Annotated in this window: 14 protein-coding genes and 2 tRNA genes; 10 read left to right on the top strand and 6 right to left on the bottom strand. The window is 53.2% G+C overall.

Annotation, left to right across the window (positions count from 1 at the left end):
* The first annotated feature begins 156 nt into the window (after positions 1-156).
* From ptrA to recD, 3 genes are read left to right on the top strand one after another with little or no spacing between them, the layout of a single operon-like run.
* Positions 157-3,045, top strand: coding sequence for a pitrilysin (gene ptrA, locus ACLJRE_RS01440; protein WP_023212726.1), 2,889 nt, complete (start codon positions 157-159; stop codon positions 3,043-3,045).
* The gene (gene recB, locus ACLJRE_RS01435) at positions 3,038-6,583 is read left to right on the top strand and encodes an exodeoxyribonuclease V subunit beta (RefSeq protein ID WP_023212727.1); all 3,546 of its coding nucleotides are present in this window, start codon (positions 3,038-3,040) and stop codon (positions 6,581-6,583) included. Before ptrA ends, recB begins: the two co-directional genes overlap by 8 nt.
* On the top strand, positions 6,580-8,415 hold the full coding sequence (recD, locus tag ACLJRE_RS01430; RefSeq protein ID WP_023212728.1) for an exodeoxyribonuclease V subunit alpha: 1,836 nt from the start codon (positions 6,580-6,582) through the stop codon (positions 8,413-8,415). Before recB ends, recD begins: the two co-directional genes overlap by 4 nt.
* 102 nt (positions 8,416-8,517) lie before the next feature.
* Here the strand turns inward: recD and argA are convergent, their stop codons facing one another.
* A complete protein-coding gene (argA, locus tag ACLJRE_RS01425) occupies positions 8,518-9,849 on the bottom strand; it encodes an amino-acid N-acetyltransferase (protein ID WP_023212729.1) in 1,332 nt (443 codons plus the stop codon).
* Between the two features lie 232 nt (positions 9,850-10,081).
* Between argA and amiC the strand changes: the two genes are divergently transcribed.
* The gene (gene amiC, locus ACLJRE_RS01420; RefSeq protein WP_023212730.1) at positions 10,082-11,335 is read left to right on the top strand and encodes an N-acetylmuramoyl-L-alanine amidase AmiC; all 1,254 of its coding nucleotides are present in this window, start codon (positions 10,082-10,084) and stop codon (positions 11,333-11,335) included.
* A 109-nt stretch (positions 11,336-11,444) separates the two neighbouring features.
* Here the strand turns inward: amiC and ACLJRE_RS01415 are convergent.
* Together ACLJRE_RS01415 and ACLJRE_RS01410 are read right to left on the bottom strand one after the other, a co-directional pair.
* Positions 11,445-11,521: transfer RNA gene (locus ACLJRE_RS01415), tRNA-Met, on the bottom strand.
* 29 nt (positions 11,522-11,550) lie between these two features.
* Positions 11,551-11,627: transfer RNA gene (locus ACLJRE_RS01410), tRNA-Met, on the bottom strand.
* A gap of 207 nt (positions 11,628-11,834) precedes the next feature.
* Between ACLJRE_RS01410 and mltA the strand changes: the two genes are divergently transcribed.
* Both mltA and tcdA read left to right on the top strand, forming a co-directional pair.
* Complete coding sequence (gene mltA / locus ACLJRE_RS01405; RefSeq protein ID WP_000678621.1) at positions 11,835-12,932, top strand: murein transglycosylase A; 1,098 nt, start codon at positions 11,835-11,837, stop codon at positions 12,930-12,932.
* Between the two features lie 108 nt (positions 12,933-13,040).
* Positions 13,041-13,847 carry a tRNA cyclic N6-threonylcarbamoyladenosine(37) synthase TcdA gene (tcdA, locus tag ACLJRE_RS01400; protein WP_000117748.1) on the top strand — a complete coding sequence of 269 codons (807 nt, stop codon included), beginning with the start codon at positions 13,041-13,043 and terminating at the stop codon, positions 13,845-13,847.
* 51 nt (positions 13,848-13,898) lie between these two features.
* Here the strand turns inward: tcdA and rarD are convergent, their stop codons facing one another.
* The 3 genes from rarD to csdA form a co-directional block, all read right to left on the bottom strand.
* Positions 13,899-14,786, bottom strand: a complete 888-nt coding sequence (gene rarD, locus ACLJRE_RS01395; RefSeq protein ID WP_014343890.1) for an EamA family transporter RarD — start codon at positions 14,784-14,786, stop codon at positions 13,899-13,901.
* A gap of 290 nt (positions 14,787-15,076) precedes the next feature.
* Positions 15,077-15,520: a cysteine desulfurase sulfur acceptor subunit CsdE gene (csdE, locus tag ACLJRE_RS01390; protein ID WP_000184197.1), complete on the bottom strand. Its 444-nt coding sequence runs from the start codon at positions 15,518-15,520 to the stop codon at positions 15,077-15,079.
* Positions 15,520-16,725: a cysteine desulfurase CsdA gene (gene csdA / locus ACLJRE_RS01385; protein ID WP_023212731.1), complete on the bottom strand. Its 1,206-nt coding sequence runs from the start codon at positions 16,723-16,725 to the stop codon at positions 15,520-15,522. Before csdA ends, csdE begins: the two co-directional genes overlap by 1 nt.
* 192 nt (positions 16,726-16,917) lie before the next feature.
* Between csdA and ACLJRE_RS01380 the strand changes: the two genes are divergently transcribed.
* From ACLJRE_RS01380 to rlmM, 4 genes are all read left to right on the top strand, one after another.
* Positions 16,918-17,145, top strand: coding sequence for a YgdI/YgdR family lipoprotein (locus ACLJRE_RS01380; protein ID WP_000750393.1), 228 nt, complete (start codon positions 16,918-16,920; stop codon positions 17,143-17,145).
* Between the two features lie 346 nt (positions 17,146-17,491).
* Positions 17,492-18,409 (top strand): glycine cleavage system transcriptional regulator GcvA, encoded by a 918-nt coding sequence (gene gcvA / locus ACLJRE_RS01375; RefSeq protein WP_000044409.1) that lies wholly within the window; start codon positions 17,492-17,494, stop codon positions 18,407-18,409.
* Positions 18,410-18,427: 18 nt separating this feature from the next.
* The gene (locus tag ACLJRE_RS01370; RefSeq protein WP_000203913.1) at positions 18,428-18,823 is read left to right on the top strand and encodes a DUF423 domain-containing protein; all 396 of its coding nucleotides are present in this window, start codon (positions 18,428-18,430) and stop codon (positions 18,821-18,823) included.
* Positions 18,816-19,916 carry a 23S rRNA (cytidine(2498)-2'-O)-methyltransferase RlmM gene (gene rlmM, locus ACLJRE_RS01365; RefSeq protein WP_001045497.1) on the top strand — a complete coding sequence of 367 codons (1,101 nt, stop codon included), beginning with the start codon at positions 18,816-18,818 and terminating at the stop codon, positions 19,914-19,916. The genes ACLJRE_RS01370 and rlmM overlap by 8 nt, the downstream gene beginning before the upstream one ends.
* Positions 19,917-19,930: the final 14 nt, after the last annotated feature.

The raw sequence follows: 19,930 nt of genomic DNA, 5'->3' as shown, positions 1-19,930 counted from the left end.
AAAAGGCTTCGACTATGATGCGCTCTTCGTCACGGACTGATGACTGATAAAAAGATGCTGCCTGGTTCAGCACAATAATATCCCGTTCTGCTCAGGTCGATGGTTTACGTGACCATACAGATGAGTGGGAATGAAAGTTAATGATGAGGTCCGTGAATGCCCCGCAGCACCTGGTTCAAAGCGTTATTGTTATTGGTCGCCCTCTGGGGGCCTGCAGTTCAGGCGGATATCGGTTGGCAACCGCTGCAAGAAACTATCCGTAAAAGCGATAAAGATACCCGGCAGTATCAGGCGATACGTCTTGATAATGACATGGTGGTGTTGCTGGTATCCGATCCGCAGGCTGTAAAGTCACTTTCTGCGTTAGTGGTGCCCGTTGGATCGCTTGAAGATCCTGAGGCTCATCAGGGGCTTGCTCATTATCTTGAGCATATGTGCCTGATGGGGTCAAAAAAATATCCGCAGGCGGATAGCCTTGCCGAATACCTTAAAAGACATGGCGGTAGCCACAACGCCAGCACCGCGCCTTATCGAACAGCCTTCTACCTGGAGGTTGAAAACGACGCGCTACCAGGCGCCGTAGATCGCCTGGCCGACGCCATTGCCGCGCCATTGCTCGATAAAAAGTATGCCGAACGCGAACGAAACGCGGTGAATGCCGAGCTGACGATGGCGCGCACCCGCGACGGTATGCGTATGGCGCAGGTAAGCGCCGAAACCATTAACCCGGCGCATCCAGGCTCGCACTTTTCTGGCGGCAATCTGGAAACGCTAAGCGATAAGCCGGGCAATCCGGTGCAACAGGCGTTGATCGCTTTTCATGAAAAATACTATTCATCTAATCTGATGAAGGCGGTGATTTACAGTAATAAACCCTTGCCGGAACTGGCGAGTATTGCCGCCGCAACCTATGGTCGCGTGCCGAATAAACAGATTAAAAAACCGGAAATTACCGTACCTGTCATCACCGAGGCGCAGAAGGGCATCATTATTCATTACGTGCCGGCGCTACCGCGTAAAGTGCTGCGCGTGGAGTTTCGTATTGATAACAATAGCGCGCAGTTCCGTAGCAAGACCGATGAACTGGTCTCTTATCTGATTGGCAATCGTAGCCCGGGGACGCTCTCTGACTGGCTGCAAAAACAAGGACTGGTCGAAGGTATTAGCGCGGATTCCGATCCGATTGTTAATGGTAACAGCGGCGTATTTGCCATTTCGGCAACGCTGACCGATAAAGGTTTGGCCAATCGTGATGAAGTCGTCGCAGCTATCTTTAGCTATCTCAATACGTTACGTGAAAAAGGGATAGATAAACGTTACTTTGACGAGCTGGCGCATGTGCTGGATCTCGACTTCCGCTATCCGTCGATTACCCGCGATATGGACTATGTCGAATGGCTGGCGGACACTATGATCCGCGTCCCGGTAGCGCATACGCTGGATGCGGCGAATATCGCCGATCGTTACGATCCTGCCGCTATCAAAAATCGCCTGGCGATGATGACGCCGCAGAATGCGCGCATCTGGTACATTAGTCCCCAGGAACCCCATAATAAGATTGCGTATTTTGTGGATGCGCCTTATCAGGTCGATAAGATTAGCGAACAGACGTTTAAAAACTGGCAGCAAAAAGCACAGGGCATTGCGTTGTCGCTGCCGGAGTTAAACCCCTATATTCCTGATGATTTCACGCTTGTGAAGAATGACAAAAACTACGTGCGGCCAGAACTGATTGTCGATAAAGCGGATTTGCGCGTGGTTTATGCGCCGAGTCGTTATTTCGCCAGCGAGCCAAAAGCTGACGTGAGCGTGGTATTGCGTAACCCGCAGGCGATGGACAGCGCCCGCAATCAGGTACTGTTCGCCCTTAATGATTATCTGGCGGGAATGGCGCTCGATCAGCTCAGCAACCAGGCGGCAGTGGGCGGCATTAGCTTTTCCACTAACGCCAACAATGGTCTGATGGTCACTGCGAACGGTTATACCCAGCGTTTGCCGCAGCTTTTCCTGGCGTTGCTGGAAGGATATTTTAGCTACGACGCCACGGAAGAACAGCTGGCGCAGGCGAAATCCTGGTATACGCAGATGATGGATTCTGCGGAGAAGGGAAAAGCCTACGAACAGGCGATTATGCCGGTGCAGATGATTTCGCAGGTGCCTTATTTTTCCCGTGATGAACGTCGCGCTTTGCTGCCGTCCATTACGTTGAAAGAGGTGATGGCCTATCGTAATGCGTTAAAAACGGGCGCTCGTCCGGAATTTCTGGTTATAGGAAATATGAGCGAAGCCCAGGCGACCTCTCTGGCGCAAGATGTTCAAAAACAGCTCGCGGCGAACGGATCGGCGTGGTGTCGTAACAAAGACGTGGTGGTTGAGAAAAAGCAGTCCGTAATATTTGAAAAAGCGGGCAGTAGCACCGACTCTGCGTTAGCCGCGGTCTTTGTCCCGGCCGGCTACGACGAGTACGTCAGCGCCGCCTACAGCGCGATGTTAGGTCAGATTGTTCAACCGTGGTTTTACAATCAGCTACGAACCGAAGAGCAACTGGGATACGCCGTTTTCGCCTTTCCGATGAGCGTTGGCCGTCAGTGGGGAATGGGATTCCTGCTACAGAGCAACGATAAACAGCCCTCTTACCTGTGGCAACGCTATCAGGCATTTTTCCCTGACGCCGAGGCGAAGCTGAGGGCGATGAAGCCGGAAGAGTTCGCCCAAATTCAGCAGGCGATCATTACGCAAATGCGTCAGGCGCCGCAAACGTTGGGCGAAGAAGCATCCCGTTTAAGCAAGGATTTCGATCGGGGTAATATGCGCTTTGACTCGCGTGATAAAATCATCGCTCAGATAAAATTGCTGACGCCACAAAAGCTTGCCGACTTCTTCCACCAGGCGGTGGTGGAACCACAAGGTATGGCAATATTGTCACAGATTGCCGGTAGCCAGAATGGAAAAGCAGAATACGTGCATCCGACAGGCTGGAAAGTGTGGGATAACGTCAGCGCATTGCAGCAAACGTTACCTCTAATGAGCGAAAAGAATGAATGATGTCGCCGAGACTCTTGATCCTCTGCGCTTGCCCCTGACAGGCGAGCATCTGATTGAAGCATCAGCGGGCACAGGCAAAACGTTTACTATCGCGGCGCTGTATCTGCGGTTATTGCTCGGTCTGGGCGGCAGTGCCGCATTTCCCCGTCCGTTGACCGTTGAAGAACTGCTGGTGGTAACCTTTACGGAGGCCGCCACTGAAGAGCTGCGTGGGCGAATTCGCAGTAATATCCATGAGTTGCGCATCGCCTGTCTGCGAGAAAGCACGGATAATCCGCTGTATGCCCGCTTGCTGGAAGAAATTAGCGACAAAAAGCAGGCCGCGCAGTGGTTATTACTGGCGGAACGACAAATGGATGAGGCCGCGGTTTTTACCATCCACGGTTTTTGCCAGCGTATGCTCAGCCTGAACGCTTTCGAATCCGGTATGTTGTTTGAGCAACAGCTTATTGAAGACGAATCTTTGTTGCGTTATCAGGCCTGCGCCGATTTCTGGAGGCGTCATTGCTATCCGCTGCCGCGCGACATCGCGCAGGTGGTGTTTGACGTATGGAAGGGGCCGAAGGCGCTCTTAAAGGATATCGATCGTTATCTGCAGGGCGAAGCGCCGGTCATTAAAGCGCCGCCATCGCAGGAGGAGACGCTGGCATCGCGTCATGAACAGATCCTGGCGCGCATCAACCAGGTGAAGCAGCAGTGGTGTGAGGCGGTTAGCGAGCTGGACGCGCTAATCGAATCATCCGGCATCGATCGCAGAAAATTCAACCGCGGCAATCAGGCGAAATGGATCGAAAAGATCACCGCGTGGGCGCAAGAAGAGACCAAAAATTATCAATTACCCGAGGCGTTGGGAAAATTTTCACAGCGTTTTTTAGCTGAGCGCACCAAAGCTGGCGGCGTGACGCCCCAGCACCCATTGTTTGTCGCCATTGATAACCTGTTGGGCGAACCGCTATCGATTAAAGATCTGGTTCTTACCCGAGCGCTCTCAGAGATCCGTGAAACGGTGGCTCAGGAAAAACGACGGCGCGGCGAGCTGGGGTTTGACGATATGCTCAGCCGTTTAGATACCGCGCTGCGTAGTGAAAGCGGCGAGGCGCTGGCTGCGGCGATTCGCATCCGTTTTCCGGTGGCGATGATCGATGAATTTCAGGATACCGACCCACAACAGTACCGTATTTTTCGCCGTATCTGGCGACATCAACCCGATACGGCGCTATTGCTGATTGGCGATCCTAAGCAGGCGATTTATGCGTTTCGTGGCGCGGATATCTTTACCTACATGAAGGCTCGCAGCGAAGTGAGCGCGCACTATACGCTTGACACTAACTGGCGCTCCGCGCCGGGGATGGTGAATAGCGTTAACAAGCTGTTCAGTCAGATGAACGACGCCTTTATGTTCCGCGATATTCCCTTCAGTCCGGTAAAGTTTGCGCCCAGAAACCAGTCGCTGCAATTTAAAGTGAATGACGCGCCTCAACCGGCGATGACCCTGTGGCTAATGGAGGGGGAAAGCTGCGGTTCGGGCGATTATCAAAGTTATATGGCGCAGGTGTGCGCCACGCAAATTCGCGACTGGCTGCGCGCCGGACAAACGGGCGACGCGCTGCTGACGAATGGCGATTCGTCGCGGCCCGTTCGCGCCTCGGATATCAGCGTGCTGGTGCGCAGCAGGCGTGAGGCCGCGCTGATACGGGATGCGCTGACCATACTGGCGATCCCCTCCGTCTATCTTTCTAACCGCGACAGCGTATTCGAAACGCTCGAAGCGCAGGAAATGCTGTGGGTGTTGCAGGCGGTGATGGCGCCCGAACGTGAGAATACGCTACGTAGCGCTCTGGCGACATCAATGATGGGCCTTACCGCGCTGGATATCGAAACGCTTAACAATGATGAAAATGCGTGGGATGCGGTTGTTGAAGAGTTTGATGGCTACCGACAGATTTGGCATAAACGCGGCGTCATGCCTATGCTGCGCGCGTTAATGTCGGCGCGCAATATTGCTGAAAACCTGCTGGCGACAGCGGGAGGCGAACGTCGGCTGACGGATATTCTGCATATTAGCGAACTGTTACAGGAAGCCGGTTCGCAGCTGGAAAGCGAACATGCGCTGGTGCGTTGGCTGGCGCAACATATCCTTGAACCCGATAGCAATGCTTCCAGCCAGCAACTACGTCTGGAAAGCGATAAGCATCTGGTGCAAATCGTCACCATTCATAAATCGAAAGGTCTGGAATACCCGCTGGTCTGGTTACCTTTTATCACCCATTTCCGCGTGCAGGACCAGGCTTTTTATCACGACAGGCACTCCTACGAGGCGGTGCTGGACCTTAGTCACGCCGAAGAGAGCATAGCACTGGCGGAAGCCGAACGTCTGGCGGAAGACCTGCGCCTACTTTATGTCGCGCTGACCCGTGCAGTGTGGCATTGCAGCCTCGGCGTCGCGCCGCTGGTGCGGCGTCGCAGCGATAAGAAAGGCGAGACGGATGTGCACCAAAGCGCGCTTGGGCGACTCCTGCAAAAAGGCGAACCGATGGATGCCGCAGGCCTTCGCGCCTGTATTGAGGCGCTATGCGACGAGGATATCGTGTGTCGAACGCCAGGCAATACGGATAACGACCGCTGGCAAATTTCCGCTGCATCGCACGCGGAACTCAGCGCCAGAACGCTGCAACGTCTGCTTTATGATAGCTGGCGCGTCACCAGTTATTCCGGTTTGCAGCAGCGGGGACATAGCGTGGCGCAAGATCTTATTCCTCGTCTCGACATTGACGCCGCAGGCGTTGGCGAAGCGGCGGAAGCGCCGGCAATGACGCCGCATCACTTTCCTCGCGGGGCATCGCCGGGAACATTTTTGCACAGCCTGTTTGAAGAGCTTGATTTTACTCAACCGATAGACCCCCAATGGGTACAGGAAAAACTGGAGCTGAGTGGTTTTGAAACGCGATGGGAGCCCGTACTTACCCGCTGGCTGGACACCGTGTTACACGTTCCCCTTAACGAGACGGGCGTTAGTCTGAGCGTGCTGACCGGGCGTGAAAAACAGGTCGAAATGGAGTTTTATCTGCCGATTGCCCAGCCGCTTACCGCCGGAGAGCTGGATGCGTTGATTCGTCGATACGACCCGCTTTCAGCAGGTTGCCCTGCTCTGGATTTCATGCAGGTTCGCGGCATGTTAAAGGGCTTTATCGACCTGGTTTTTCGTTATGAGGGGCGCTATTACCTGCTCGACTATAAATCTAACTGGCTGGGCGAGGATAGCGCCGCTTATACCCAGACGGCGATGGCTGCGGCGATGCAGGCGCATCGCTATGATTTGCAGTACCAGCTTTATACGCTGGCATTGCACCGTTACCTTCGTCATCGAATGGCGAATTACGACTATGAACGCCATTTCGGCGGCGTCATCTATCTCTTTTTACGCGGGGTGGATAGCGAACGTCCGCAGCAGGGTATTTTTACCACTCGTCCTGCGGCGGCGTTAATTAACCAACTGGATGATATGTTTGCAGGTGAAATGAGTGAGGAGGCGCAATGACAATCCAGGAGCGGTTGCTGGAGGCCGTTGAACAAAAACTCTTACGGCCCATTGATGCCCAGTTTGCTTTAACCGTCGCCGGTAACGACGATCCCGCCGTGACGCTGGCGGCAGCGCTGCTTAGTCATGACGCAGGTGAAGGTCACGTGTGTCTGCCGTTGTCGCGTTTAACGTTAACGGAGGAGGCGCATCCCTTACTGGTCGCCTGGATAAGCGAAACGGCTACGCCAATTGACTGGAAAAAGCGGTTACTGGCGTCTGCGACGGTTAGCTGCGGCGATAGCCCCGCGCCGTTAATTCTGTGCGGCGATCGCCTCTACCTGAATCGCATGTGGTGCAACGAGCGTACGGTTGCGCGCTTTTTTAACGAGGTTAACCAGGCCATCGCCGTAGATGAAGATCAGTTATCCCGTATTCTGGACGCGCTATTCCCTCCGACAGACGAGGTGAACTGGCAAAAGGTGGCCGCCGCTGTAGCGCTAACTCGCCGTATCTCCGTGATTTCAGGCGGTCCCGGCACCGGTAAAACCACCACCGTCGCGAAGCTGCTGGCGGCATTAATTCAAATGGCGGATGGCGAACGTTGCCGTATCCGGCTGGCGGCACCGACCGGGAAAGCGGCCGCACGCCTGACGGAGTCGCTCGGCGCGGCGTTGCGTCAGCTTCCTCTTACCGATGCGCAGAAAAAGCGTATACCGGAGGACGCCAGTACGCTGCACCGACTGCTGGGCGCACAGCCCGGCAGCCAGCGATTACGCCATCATGCGGGCAACCCGCTGCATCTGGACGTGCTGGTGGTCGATGAAGCATCAATGATTGATTTGCCGATGATGTCACGTTTGATTGACGCTCTGCCGCCGCACGGGCGGGTCATTTTTCTTGGCGATCGCGATCAGTTGGCATCCGTTGAGGCGGGTGCTGTGTTGGGCGATATTTGCGCCTATGTCAACGCAGGGTTTACGGCGGAACGCGCCCGACAGCTAAGTCGACTAACAGGGAGCGCCATTCCGGCGGGGGCCGGAACGCAAGCCGCGTCTTTACGCGATAGCCTCTGTTTGTTGCAAAAGAGCTATCGTTTCGGCAGCGATTCTGGCATCGGCAAGCTGGCGGCGGCGATTAACTGCGGCGACAGGTCGGCAATCCAGGCTGTTTTTCAGCAGGGGTTTAGCGATATAGAGAAGCGTACATTGCAAAGCAGCGACGATTATGCCGGGATGCTGGATGAAGCGCTGGCGGGCTATGGTCGCTACCTGCGGTTGCTGCATGAGAAAGCGACGCCGGAGGCAATCCTTCAGGCTTTCAATGAGTATCAACTGCTTTGCGCGCTGCGTGAAGGCCCATTTGGCGTGAGGGGACTGAATGACCGCATTGAGCAGGCGATGGTGCAGCAACGAAAAATTCAGCGGCACCCGCATTCTCGCTGGTATGAAGGGCGTCCGGTAATGATTGCGCGCAACGATAGCGCGTTGGAGCTATTTAACGGCGATATTGGTATTGCGCTCGATCGCGGGCAGGGGTTACGCGTCTGGTTTGTGATGCCGGACGGCACGATCAAGTCCGTTCAGCCCAGCCGTCTGCCGGAACATGATACAACCTGGGCGATGACGGTACATAAATCACAGGGGTCTGAATTTGATCACGCCGCGCTGATTTTACCCAGCCAGCGTTCGCCGGTCGTGACGCGGGAGCTGGTGTATACCGCTGTTACGCGGGCGCGGCGGCGGTTATCGCTGTATGCCGATGAACGGATCCTGGCAAGCGCGATTGTGACGCGTACGGAGCGGCGCAGCGGATTAGCCACCTTATTTGATGAAGTCAGTCGTACCGGATAAGACGAGTTCTCGCCGGATGGCGACGCGTAGCGGCTTATCCGGCCTCCAAATGATGCTTTCGAGCGTAGGCCTGATAAGCGCAGCGCCATCAGGCCCCTCTTGTTATCCTAAATCCGCCATCAGCACCTTTGAACGTCGCTGATAGTTATACATTTTTTTCTTGCTCTCAGGCAGTAACTCAATATCGACAGGCGTGAAACCGCGCTCCTGGAACCAGTGAATACTGCGCGTCGTCAGCACAAACAATTTACTCAGCCCCATTTGCCGCGCCTGGGCGGCAACCCGCTCCAGAAGCACTTCTCCACGCGATGAGCTGCGATAATCCGGATGTACCGCTACGCAGGCCATTTCGCCTATTTTCTCTTCCAAAAAAGGATACAGCGCCGCGCAGGCGATAGTCATATTATCGCGCTGAATAATGGTAAATTTATCGATCTCCATCTCCAGTTGTTCACGGGAACGGCGTACCAGAATGCCCTGCTGTTCCAGTGGGCGGATAAGCTCCAGAATACCGCCAATATCGTTGATGGTGGCGCGGCGGATCTGCTCGGCGCTCTCCATGACGATCTGCGTACCGATACCATCACGCGAGAACAATTCCTGTAATAGCGAGCCATCTTCCTGATAGCTGATCAGATGGCAACGACGGACGCCGCTACGACAGGCTTTTACCGCGCCGCGCAAAAAACGTACGGTTCCGGAGTTGTAATCGCCCAGCGCTTCCAACTCTTCCACCCGCGCCTGCGCTTCATTCGGGAAGAGTTCAGAAATGATGCCGCCCTCGCTATTGGTAACGCCCTGAGAAGAACAGAAACCGATCATTTTTTCCGCTTTCAATTTAACGGCGAGTTGAGTGGCAATCTCTTCTGAGGTCAGATTAAAACTTTCGCCGGTCACTGAGACGGCGACCGGCCCCATCAGAACGATCGCGCCGTTATCCAACTGGCGGTTGATCGCATCTTCATCAATGCGCCGGATACGGCCGCTATGACAGTAGTCCACGCCATCATCAACGCCCAGCGGCTGCGCAATGGTGAAATTGCCGCTGACGACATTAATGTGCGCGCCCTGCAACGGCGTATTGTTCAGACTCATCGACAGACGGGCGGTAATATCAAGCTGGAGTAAACCGGCGGCCTGTTTCACCAGCTCCAGTGCTTTGGCGTCCGTCACCCGCGTGTTTTTGTGGTAAATCGGTTCATGATGATGCGCGGCCAGATTGGCGTCGATTTGTGGTCGCGCGCCATACACCACGACAAGGCGAATACCGAGGCTATGCAGTAGCCCGATATCGCTAACGATGCTGGAAAAATTGTCATGCTCAATGGCTTCGCCGCCGAGCATAATGACAAAGGTTTTTCCGCGATGGGTGTTGATATAGGGAACTGAATGGCGAAACCCTTCTACCAGTTCGGTTTTACGTTCCTTTATCATTGCGCGCCCCACTAGTGAATTATTATTCGAAATTAGTGTATTTTTATTCTGTTTTTGCCCTCTGTGCAAGCGTAAATTTTATGCGGTCCGATCGCTTTTCTTAGTAATGCCGTGAATATAAAAAGAATGTTTACCCTTTTATAGATGACAGATTATGCGTCATTCGCTAAAGTTTCCGGTCAATTTGGATGAACTTTGTATGATCTCTATTTAGTTTTTGCTCGGGAGAAGCATGTCGGGAGCCAATTCAGCAATCAGCCGTCGCCGTTTACTACAAGGCGCGGGCGCCATGTGGCTATTAAGCGTGAGCCAGGTCGGGCTGGCTGCCGTAAGCCAGGTCGTTGCGGTGCGTATCTGGCCTGCGTCCAGCTATACCCGCGTCACGGTAGAGTCGAATCGTCTGCTGAAATATAAACAATTTGCCTTAAGTAACCCGGACCGCGTGGTGGTAGATATTGAGGATGTGAATCTGAACTCGGTGCTTAAAGGCATTGGCGCGCAGATTCGCAGCGACGATCCGTATATCAAATCCGCAAGGGTAGGGCAGTTTGATCCTAAGACTGTGCGTATGGTCTTTGAGCTAAAACAAAACGTGAAGCCGCAGCTATTTGCGCTGGCGCCTGTGGCAGGCTTTAAAGAACGTCTGGTGATGGATCTTTATCCTGTCAATGCGCAGGATATGCAGGATCCGCTGCTGGCGCTGCTGGAAGACTACAATAAAGGCGATCTGGATAAACAGGTGCCGCCTTCGCAAAGCGGGCCGCAGCCCGGTAAAGCGGGGCGCGATCGTCCTATTGTCATTATGCTTGATCCGGGACACGGCGGCGAAGACCCCGGTGCGATAGGCAAATACAAAACGCGTGAAAAAGACGTGGTGCTCCAGATAGCCCGCCGCCTGCGCGCGTTGATCGAAAAAGAAGGCAACATGAAGGTCTATATGACGCGCAATGAAGACATCTTCATTCCGTTAAAAGTCCGGGTGGCGAAAGCGCAGAAACAGCGCGCCGACCTGTTTGTTTCTATTCATGCGGATGCCTTCACCAGCCGGCAGCCTAGCGGTTCATCCGTATTCGCGCTATCGACCAAAGGCGCCACCAGTACTGCGGCGAAATATCTGGCGCAAACGCAGAACGCCTCGGACTTAATTGGCGGGGTGAGCAAAAGCGGTGACCGTTATGTCGACCATACGATGTTCGATATGGTGCAATCGCTGACCATTGCCGATAGTTTGAAATTCGGTAAAGCGGTGTTGAAGCAGCTTGGTAAAATTAATGACCTGCATAAAAACAAGGTCGAGCAGGCGGGGTTTGCGGTGTTAAAGGCGCCCGATATTCCGTCTATTCTGGTCGAGACGGCGTTTATCAGTAACATTGAAGAAGAACGCAAGCTCAAGACCGCGACGTTCCAGCAACAGGTCGCAGAGTCGATTCTGGCGGGCATTAAAGCGTATTTTGCCGATGGGGCGACGCTGGCGAGAAGAAGTTAACCTGAGATAACGGCGAGTTTATTGCGCGGGTAAGTAGGATGCTGCCCGCACTGTTGTTGCGGACCAGACGACAGATACAAAAAAACACCCGTAAGGGTGTTCATTAAGTTGGTTGCGGGGGCCGGATTTGAACCGACGACCTTCGGGTTATGAGCCCGACGAGCTACCAGGCTGCTCCACCCCGCGTCCGTCTAAACTTGCATTCTCATTGTAATTGGTTGCGGGGGCCGGATTTGAACCGACGACCTTCGGGTTATGAGCCCGACGAGCTACCAGGCTGCTCCACCCCGCGTCCGTGGATGCGCACTATACTCCGCTGAGCTTTTGTTGCAACCCTTTTTTCATATAAATCGCTAATTTCTCATGAATTGCGCAAATACACCGCAGATAGCGCGATTTTTAAACGAATTTACATAATGAGATCGCGATCGCATTTCATTACTTCGGACGGTTTGTTATCTTCACCGGGCACTTTCGATTACGCAGAAGACGAGACACCATGAAAGGACGTTGGGCAAAATATGTGGCGACAGGCGTAATGCTGGCAATGCTGGCTGCCTGTTCATCAAAACCGACCGATCGCGGTCAGCAATATAAGGACGGGAAATTTACCCAGCCCTTCTCCCTGGTAAACCAGCCGGACGCAGTGGGTGCGCCGATTAATGCTGGTGACTTTGCCGAGCAGGTCGACCAGATCCGTTCCGCGTCGCCGCGTTTATACACCAATCAAAGCAACGTCTATAACGCTGTCCAGAACTGGTTACGTTCCGGAGGCGATACGCGTACTATGCGTCAGTTTGGTATCGATGCCTGGCAGATGGAAGGCACCGACAACTACGGTAACGTCCAGTTCACGGGCTACTATACGCCCGTCGTTCAGGCTCGCCATACGCGCCAGGGCGCGTTCCAGTACCCTATCTATAGTATGCCGCCAAAACGCGGGCGCTTACCGTCCCGCGCCCAGATCTACGCAGGCGCGCTGAGCGATAAGTACATCCTGGCCTGGAGTAATTCGCTGATGGATAACTTTATTATGGATGTCCAGGGCAGCGGCTATATTGATTTCGGTGACGGTAGTCCACTGAACTTCTTTAGTTATGCCGGTAAAAACGGCTGGCCTTATCGCAGTATTGGTAAAGTGCTTATCGATCGCGGTGAAGTGAAAAAAGAAGATATGTCGATGCAGGCTATACGCGAATGGGGAGAGAAGCACAGCGAAGCGGAAGTGCGTGAATTACTGGAGCAGAACCCGTCGTTCGTCTTCTTTAAGCCGCAATCTTTTGCGCCGGTCAAAGGTGCCAGCGCTGTACCGCTGATTGGGCGAGCATCCGTCGCCTCCGACCGCAGCATCATTCCGCCTGGCACGACCTTGTTGGCGGAAGTACCGTTGCTGGATAACAACGGTAAATTTAGCGGTCAGTATGAGCTACGTTTGATGGTCGCACTGGATGTCGGCGGAGCGATTAAAGGCCAGCACTTTGATATTTACCAGGGGATTGGCCCGGATGCCGGGCATCGTGCCGGATGGTATAATCACTATGGTCGCGTCTGGGTGTTAAAAAGCGCGCCGGGCGCCGGTAACGTGTTTAGCGGCTGATTGTGGTATTCTGCGACATCCGGATTGCCCGATAACGCGATCGCTATCGGGCCTGAAAATAGTGAGCAGGGGTGAGGAATAACCTCACCTTTTTTATTCTGAGGTCATATGTCAGTGGTGATAAGTGATGCCTGGCGCCAACGCTTTGGCGGCACCGCGCGTCTGTACGGTGAAAAAGCGCTGCAGCGGTTTGCTGAGGCGCATATCTGCGTCGTGGGAATCGGCGGGGTGGGATCATGGGCGGCAGAGGCGCTGGCGCGTACGGGCATCGGCGCGATTACGCTGATTGATATGGACGATGTCTGCGTGACCAATACGAACCGCCAGATCCATGCGTTGCGTGATAACGTTGGGTTGGCGAAAGCGGAAGTGATGGCCGAACGGATTCGTCAAATTAACCCGGAGTGCCGGGTAACGGTTATCGATGATTTCATCACGCCGGATAATGTGGCGGGTTATATGAACGCGGGTTTTACCTATGTTATTGACGCCATTGACAGCGTTCGTCCAAAAGCCGCGCTGATTGCGTACTGTCGCCGATATAAGGTTCCTTTAGTGACCACTGGCGGCGCGGGCGGGCAGATCGATCCGACGCAAATCCAGGTCGCTGATTTGGCGAAAACCATCCAGGATCCGCTGGCGGCAAAACTGCGTGAGAGATTGAAACATAATTTTGGCGTAGTGAAGAACAGTAAAGGTAAGCTGGGCGTGGACTGCGTTTTTTCCACCGAAGCGCTGGTTTACCCACAGGCGGACGGTTCCGTATGCGCGATGAAAGCTACCGCAGAAGGGCCAAAACGGATGGATTGCGCCTCTGGCTTCGGCGCGGCGACGATGGTGACGGCAACGTTCGGTTTTGTCGCCGTTTCCCATGCGCTGAAGAAGATCATGGCTAAAGCGGCGCGACAAGAATAAAAGGACGGGGCGGAGTGTCACGCAGACGCGTATCCGGCCCTGCGCCCTTTGTTAGCGAAAGAAGCGCTGTACCCTGCCGAACACCGGTTTCAGACGGGCGCGGAGATAATGGGAATATAAATTTTCAGATATGCATAGAAACAACCCGAACCATACTGCACAAAAGCAGAGCAGTTCCGCGTAATTAATGTGCTCGCCAAATATCATAATGGCAAGTAAGAACTGTAAAGACGGCTCTATATATTGCGCCAGTCCGGTGACAATCAACGAGGTGTGATTTAACGCGATGGCAAATAATACCAGTGGAATGATTGTCACTGGCGCCGTCATAACATACAAAAAGAAAGGAGTATTAGCGGATATAATTGGTCCAGTGTCGCTAAAGAGAAAAATTAATAGTGAGACAGGCAATGCCCATAATGTTTCAATCGTTATCGATGTCATCACATCATAATGTATAAACTTTCGCGCCAGGCCATATAGCGCAAATGATAATCCCATGGTTAGCGCCAGCGCCGGGAAATGCCGAAGCATGATAATTTGAAAAGTCAGGCCACAGACACCGGAAAAAACGGCGATGGCCTGAAACAACGACAGTTTTTCTTTAAGGAAAATGCATCCCAGTGCAATAACAAATAGCGGGTTGATAAAATAGCCGAGGCTGGCATCAAGTACCAGATGATGGGTTAGCGCATAAATAAAAGATGACCATGAGACAATCATCAAAAGTCCGGCGATCATGCAGAAGAAAAAAGATTTTTTATCTTTCCAGGCATCATGAAATCGCGTTCGCTGCCGAAATAACAATCTTACTGCCAGTAATAATGGAATTGACCAGAACACCCGGTATATCAATATTTGTGCGAGATTTCCCCCTGATAAATATTGATAATATAAAGGTGTTAACCCCCATAATATAAATGCCAGTACCACAAACATGGTACCGCTACGCAGATATTTTTCCACTTATCCATATCCTGTTATAACTTCACCCGATGCGTATGAATTTTCCAGTTCTCCTGCTACGCTACATCGAGTGGCTTTATTTACTCTAAAATCTTCACGCCGTTTTAACATGGATTCTAACATTGTAATTTCATTGTGATAGCTGATAAAAATCAAAAGAATGCTTATCAGGGAAATCTGACGCCGAAACTAATAAAGTGACTGGATTATTTTATCTGCATCGCCTGACCGCCGCTGTCAGGCGACAGAATATTTACGCTATTTCAACCCTTATGCGTTGCGGCAACAATCGCTTCGCTCAGCGCGTTCAGCCCCTGACTGCGTGAGGCGCTAAGCTGGGCGCGTAAACCCAGCTCATCAAACAGCGCCAGCGGTGAACGAGCCTGTAATTCGGCGGCGTTTTTTCCTTCCACTGCGGTGAGCAATACCGCCAGCAGGCCGCGGACAATCCGCCCCTCACTGTCGCCGAAAAAGTGCATCATTCCGTTATCTGATCGGGTAAAGCCCAGCCAGACGCGGTTCTCGCAGCCGGCTATCTCTTTCGCCTGCGCTTTGCATTCATCCGGCAGAGCGGGGAGCTGTTTTCCTAACAGAATCAACTGACGATATTTATCCTCCCACTGGGTCAGCGGGAGAAAGATAGCGCGTAACGTCTCTTCCGTTACCGTTGTGCCGAACGGGTGTCCGGTATAAAGAGGGTTTGTCATTAATCCACCAGCAGTTCCAGCGCGCGGTCAACGGCGTTAACCAACGCATCCACATCATGTTGGGTATTATACGGCGCAAAAGAGGCGCGCAGAGTCCCTGTGACGCCAAGTTCCGCCAGCAATGGCTGGGCGCAATGTTGCCCGGCCCGGAGCGCAATACCGTATTCCGCCAGCAGTGTCACCATATCGCCGTGGTGCACGCCGACAAAATCAAAGGCCAGCAGGCTGGAGTCCTGGCAGCGGAACGAACGAAAGCCCGGACGTTTCGCCAGTGCGTCTTCCGCCAGCGTTGCCAGCCCCCGGCTCCAGTTTTCGGCCTGTTCAATATCGATATCGGACAGCCATTCCAGCGCAGAGCTCAGGCCGATGACCCCGGCGACGTTCGGCGTCCCCGCTTCCAGTTTCCAGGGAGCGCTTTGAGTGGTGAAGCCTTCAAAGCTAACGTCACGGATCATCTTGCCGCCGCCGAGCCAGGGCGACATCGCCTCAAGAAGCTCCGGCTTACCGTACAGCACGCCGATACCGGTCGGGCCATACAGTTTGTGAGCGGAAAAAGCATAAAAATCGATATCAAGCTGCTGAACATCCGCCGGGAAGTGTACCGCGCCTTGCGCGCCATCTACCATCACGACCATTCCCGCTGCGTGAGCGGCGCTGATAGCGCTTGCGAGATCCGGGCAGCCGCCCGTTACGTTCGACATTTGCCCCAGCGCCAGAATCCGGCTGCGCGACGTGATCAGTTCCGGCAGACGCTCAACATCAGGAAGACGCCGGTCATTAAGCGGCAGTTTTATGACCTGCGCGCCGGTTTGTTGCGCCACCATCAGCCAGGGCACAAGGTTGGCGTGATGCTCGGCGACGCTAACGATAATTTCATCGCCGGGGCGCAGACGAGGACGGGCGTAACACTGCGCCACCATGTTGATCGCTTCGGTGGTGCCGCGTGTCCAGACGATACTTTTTTCATCGGGCGCGTTTAACAGCCGCGCTGCTTTTGCTCTGGCCGCTTCATATTGCGCCGTCAAGCGCTGCGCCTGCGCAAACTGGCTACGATGAACGTTACCGGCGCTCAAACAATAAAACTGGTGCGTGGCGTCAATGACTGCCTGTGGCTTTAATGCCGTGGCGGCGCTATCGAGATAAACACCCGCATCGGCTAGCGCGGGAAACTGCGCGCGAAACTGCGTGGGATTAAAAGCGTTCATGATATTCCTCGGTTCAGTTTACCGATCGTGGCGTAAAAGCGCGGCTGATACAAGGTTTGTCCTAACCATCGGAATCGTCTGTATATCCTGGCGAATTATGTAAAGGAGGTTATGCTGAATAATGTTAGGCGAATGTTTAAGCCTGTTACGGAGTCCGCTTTAAATAGCACAAACAGCTTTAAGGAGAAGAAGATGAAAAAGACTGCCGCAATTATCTCTGCATGTATGCTGACTTTTGCCCTGAGCGCCTGTTCCGGTCCTAATTACGTTATGCACACCAATGATGGACGTAGCATTGTGACCGACGGTAAACCCCAGACCGATAACGATACCGGTATGATTTCGTATAAAGACGCTAATGGCAACAAACAGCAGATCAATCGTACTGACGTGAAAGAGATGGTGGCTCTGGAAAACTAACCGTTTGTTATACAAAAAAAAGCACCGCAATATGGCGGTGCTACATTAATCACTATGGACAGACAGGGTAAATGTACAGGAAGTGAAAAAGGGTAGTCTCGCTACCGTGGTCTGAATCGCAGACCAATTGCAAACACAACAACACAACATCACAACCGTAAGCCAAAAGCCCATCAGAACACGCATTCCGATAAAACTTTTCGTTCCGGCTCAGGAAGTGCCGCCACTATAGGTATTTGCTGGTAGAACCTCAACGGACAATTTATAATGTCTCAGATTAAAAAAACTAATAGGTTACATATTGTTACCTATTTGTTAAATTCATTCGACATTAAGTCCAGAGGCCATGTCAAAACGATTACCTCCTTTAAATGCGTTACGCGTTTTTGATGCTGCCGCGCGCCATTTGAGCTTTACGCGAGCAGCGGAAGAACTTTTTGTGACGCAGGCCGCAGTAAGCCACCAAATTAAGTCACTTGAGGATTTTTTGGGGCTAAAACTGTTCCGCCGCCGCAATCGTTCGCTGCTGCTGACGGAAGAAGGCCAAAGCTATTTTCTCGACATTAAAGAGATATTTTCCCAGCTCACGGAAGCAACGCGTAAGCTCCAGGCGCGCAGTGCCAAAGGGGCGCTGACGGTGAGTTTACCGCCCAGTTTTGCCATCCAGTGGCTGGTGCCCAGACTCTCCAGCTTTAACTCAGCTTATCCGGGAATTGACGTTCGGATACAAGCCGTTGACCGTCAGGAAGATAAACTGGCAGACGATGTCGATGTCGCGATTTTTTATGGCCGGGGAAACTGGCCGGGCTTGCGCGTCGAAAAATTATACGCAGAATATTTACTGCCCGTCTGTTCTCCTTTATTGCTCACAGGCGAAAAACCGTTAAAAACGCCGGAAGATCTGGCGAAACACACGTTATTGCACGATGCTTCCCGGCGTGACTGGCAGGCCTACACTCGTCAGTTAGGACTCAACCATATTAACGTTCAGCAAGGGCCGATATTTAGCCACAGCGCGATGGTGCTACAGGCCGCTATTCACGGACAGGGGATCGCGCTGGCGAATAATGTTATGGCGCAGTCGGAAATTGAAGCCGGGCGACTGGTGTGTCCATTTAACGATGTTCTGGTGAGTAAGAATGCTTTTTATCTGGTTTGTCATGACAGCCAGGCAGAACTGGGTAAAATAGCCGCCTTCCGTCAGTGGATTTTGGCGAAGGCGGCGACGGAGCAAGAAAAATTCCGTTTTCGTTACGAACAATAATTAACTTAGGGTATGACCATGACCAGCCGTTTTATGCTGATTGTCGCCGCTATCAGCGGTTTTATTTACGTTGCTCTGGGCGCGTTCGGGGCGCATGTTTTGAGTAAAACCCTGGGCGTGGTTGAAATGGGCTGGATTCAGACCGGCCTGCAATATCAGGCGTTCCATACGCTGGCGATCTTTGGCCTGGCGGTGGCGATGCAGCGCCGTATCAGCATCTGGTTTTACTGGAGCAGCGTTTTTCTGGCGCTGGGCACGGTGCTGTTTAGCGGCAGCCTGTACTGCCTTGCGCTTTCGCATCTGCGCCTGTGGGCGTATATCACGCCTGTCGGCGGCGTCAGTTTCCTGGTGGGCTGGGCGCTATTGCTGATTGGCGCCATTCGTATGAAACGTAAGGGCGCGAGCCATGAATAAAGTTGTATTGCTCTGCCGTCCGGGGTTTGAAAAAGAGTGCGCTGCAGAAATTACCGATAAAGCGGGAAAACGGGAAATATTTGGTTTTGCACGCGTAAAAGAGAACGCAGGCTATGTCATTTATGAATGCTACCAGCCGGAAGATGGCGAAAAGCTGATTTCAGAACTGCCGTTCAGTTCGCTGATTTTCGCCCGCCAGTGGTTTGTGGTGGGTGAACTGCTGCAACATTTACCGCCGGAAGACAGAATTACGCCGATTGTCGGCATGTTGCAGGGCGTAGTGGAAAAGGGTGGCGAGCTGCGGGTTGAAGTCGCCGACACCAATGAAAGTAAAGAACTGATGAAGTTCTGCCGCAAATTTACGGTGCCGCTGCGCGCGGCTTTGCGTGATGCGGGCGTATTGACGAATTATGAAACGCCGAAGCGTCCGGTCGTTCATGTCTTTTTTATCGCGCCAGGATGCTGCTATACCGGTTATTCGCTCGCACATAACAATTCACCGTTTTATATGGGCATCCCGCGTTTGAAGTTTCCGTCTGATGCGCCGAGCCGCTCAACGCTGAAACTGGAAGAGGCGCTCCACGTTTTCATCCCGGAAGATGAGTGGGATGAACGTCTGGCGAACGGCATGTATGCGGTGGATTTGGGCGCCTGTCCCGGCGGATGGACGTACCAGTTAGTGAAGCGCAATATGTGGGTCTACTCCGTAGATAACGGCCCGATGGCGCAAAGCCTGATGGACACCGGACAGGTGACCTGGTTGCGTGAGGATGGCTTCAGGTACCGTCCGAACCGGAATAATATTTCATGGATGGTCTGCGATATGGTGGAGAAGCCGGCCAAAGTCACCGCGTTAATGGCGCAGTGGCTGGTGAACGGCTGGTGTCGGGAGACGATTTTTAACCTTAAACTGCCGATGAAAAAACGCTATGAAGAGGTATCGCATAACCTGGCGTATCTTCAGGCGCAGTTGGATGAGCATGGCGTTAATGCGCAGATCCAGGCGCGTCAGCTTTATCACGATCGCGAAGAAGTGACGGTGCACGTGCGTCGGTTGTGGGCGGCTGTTGGCGGACGTCGCGACGAGCGATAAAAACGCGCTGCCGT

The organism is Salmonella sp. SAL04157, from assembly GCF_046551635.1.
GTDB lineage: Bacteria > Pseudomonadota > Gammaproteobacteria > Enterobacterales > Enterobacteriaceae > Salmonella > Salmonella enterica.
Note: the sequence above shows the minus strand (reverse complement) of the source record. Positions and strands in the feature narration are given on the sequence as shown.

Excerpts from the sequence above, each read along its gene's own strand:
- csdA (WP_023212731.1), bottom strand. The coding sequence starts at position 16,725 with ATGAACGCTTTTAATCCCACGCAGTTTCGCGCGCAGTTTCCCGCGCTA.
- csdE (WP_000184197.1), bottom strand. The coding sequence starts at position 15,520 with ATGACAAACCCTCTTTATACCGGACACCCGTTCGGCACAACGGTAACG.
- rlmM (WP_001045497.1), top strand. The coding sequence starts at position 18,816 with ATGAATAAAGTTGTATTGCTCTGCCGTCCGGGGTTTGAAAAAGAGTGC.
- amiC (WP_023212730.1), top strand. The coding sequence starts at position 10,082 with ATGTCGGGAGCCAATTCAGCAATCAGCCGTCGCCGTTTACTACAAGGC.
- recB (WP_023212727.1), top strand. The coding sequence starts at position 3,038 with ATGAATGATGTCGCCGAGACTCTTGATCCTCTGCGCTTGCCCCTGACA.
- rarD (WP_014343890.1), bottom strand. The coding sequence starts at position 14,786 with ATGTTTGTGGTACTGGCATTTATATTATGGGGGTTAACACCTTTATAT.
- tcdA (WP_000117748.1), top strand. The coding sequence starts at position 13,041 with ATGTCAGTGGTGATAAGTGATGCCTGGCGCCAACGCTTTGGCGGCACC.
- ACLJRE_RS01380 (WP_000750393.1), top strand. The coding sequence starts at position 16,918 with ATGAAAAAGACTGCCGCAATTATCTCTGCATGTATGCTGACTTTTGCC.
- recD (WP_023212728.1), top strand. The coding sequence starts at position 6,580 with ATGACAATCCAGGAGCGGTTGCTGGAGGCCGTTGAACAAAAACTCTTA.
- ACLJRE_RS01370 (WP_000203913.1), top strand. The coding sequence starts at position 18,428 with ATGACCAGCCGTTTTATGCTGATTGTCGCCGCTATCAGCGGTTTTATT.
- argA (WP_023212729.1), bottom strand. The coding sequence starts at position 9,849 with ATGATAAAGGAACGTAAAACCGAACTGGTAGAAGGGTTTCGCCATTCA.
- gcvA (WP_000044409.1), top strand. The coding sequence starts at position 17,492 with ATGTCAAAACGATTACCTCCTTTAAATGCGTTACGCGTTTTTGATGCT.
- ptrA (WP_023212726.1), top strand. The coding sequence starts at position 157 with ATGCCCCGCAGCACCTGGTTCAAAGCGTTATTGTTATTGGTCGCCCTC.
- mltA (WP_000678621.1), top strand. The coding sequence starts at position 11,835 with ATGAAAGGACGTTGGGCAAAATATGTGGCGACAGGCGTAATGCTGGCA.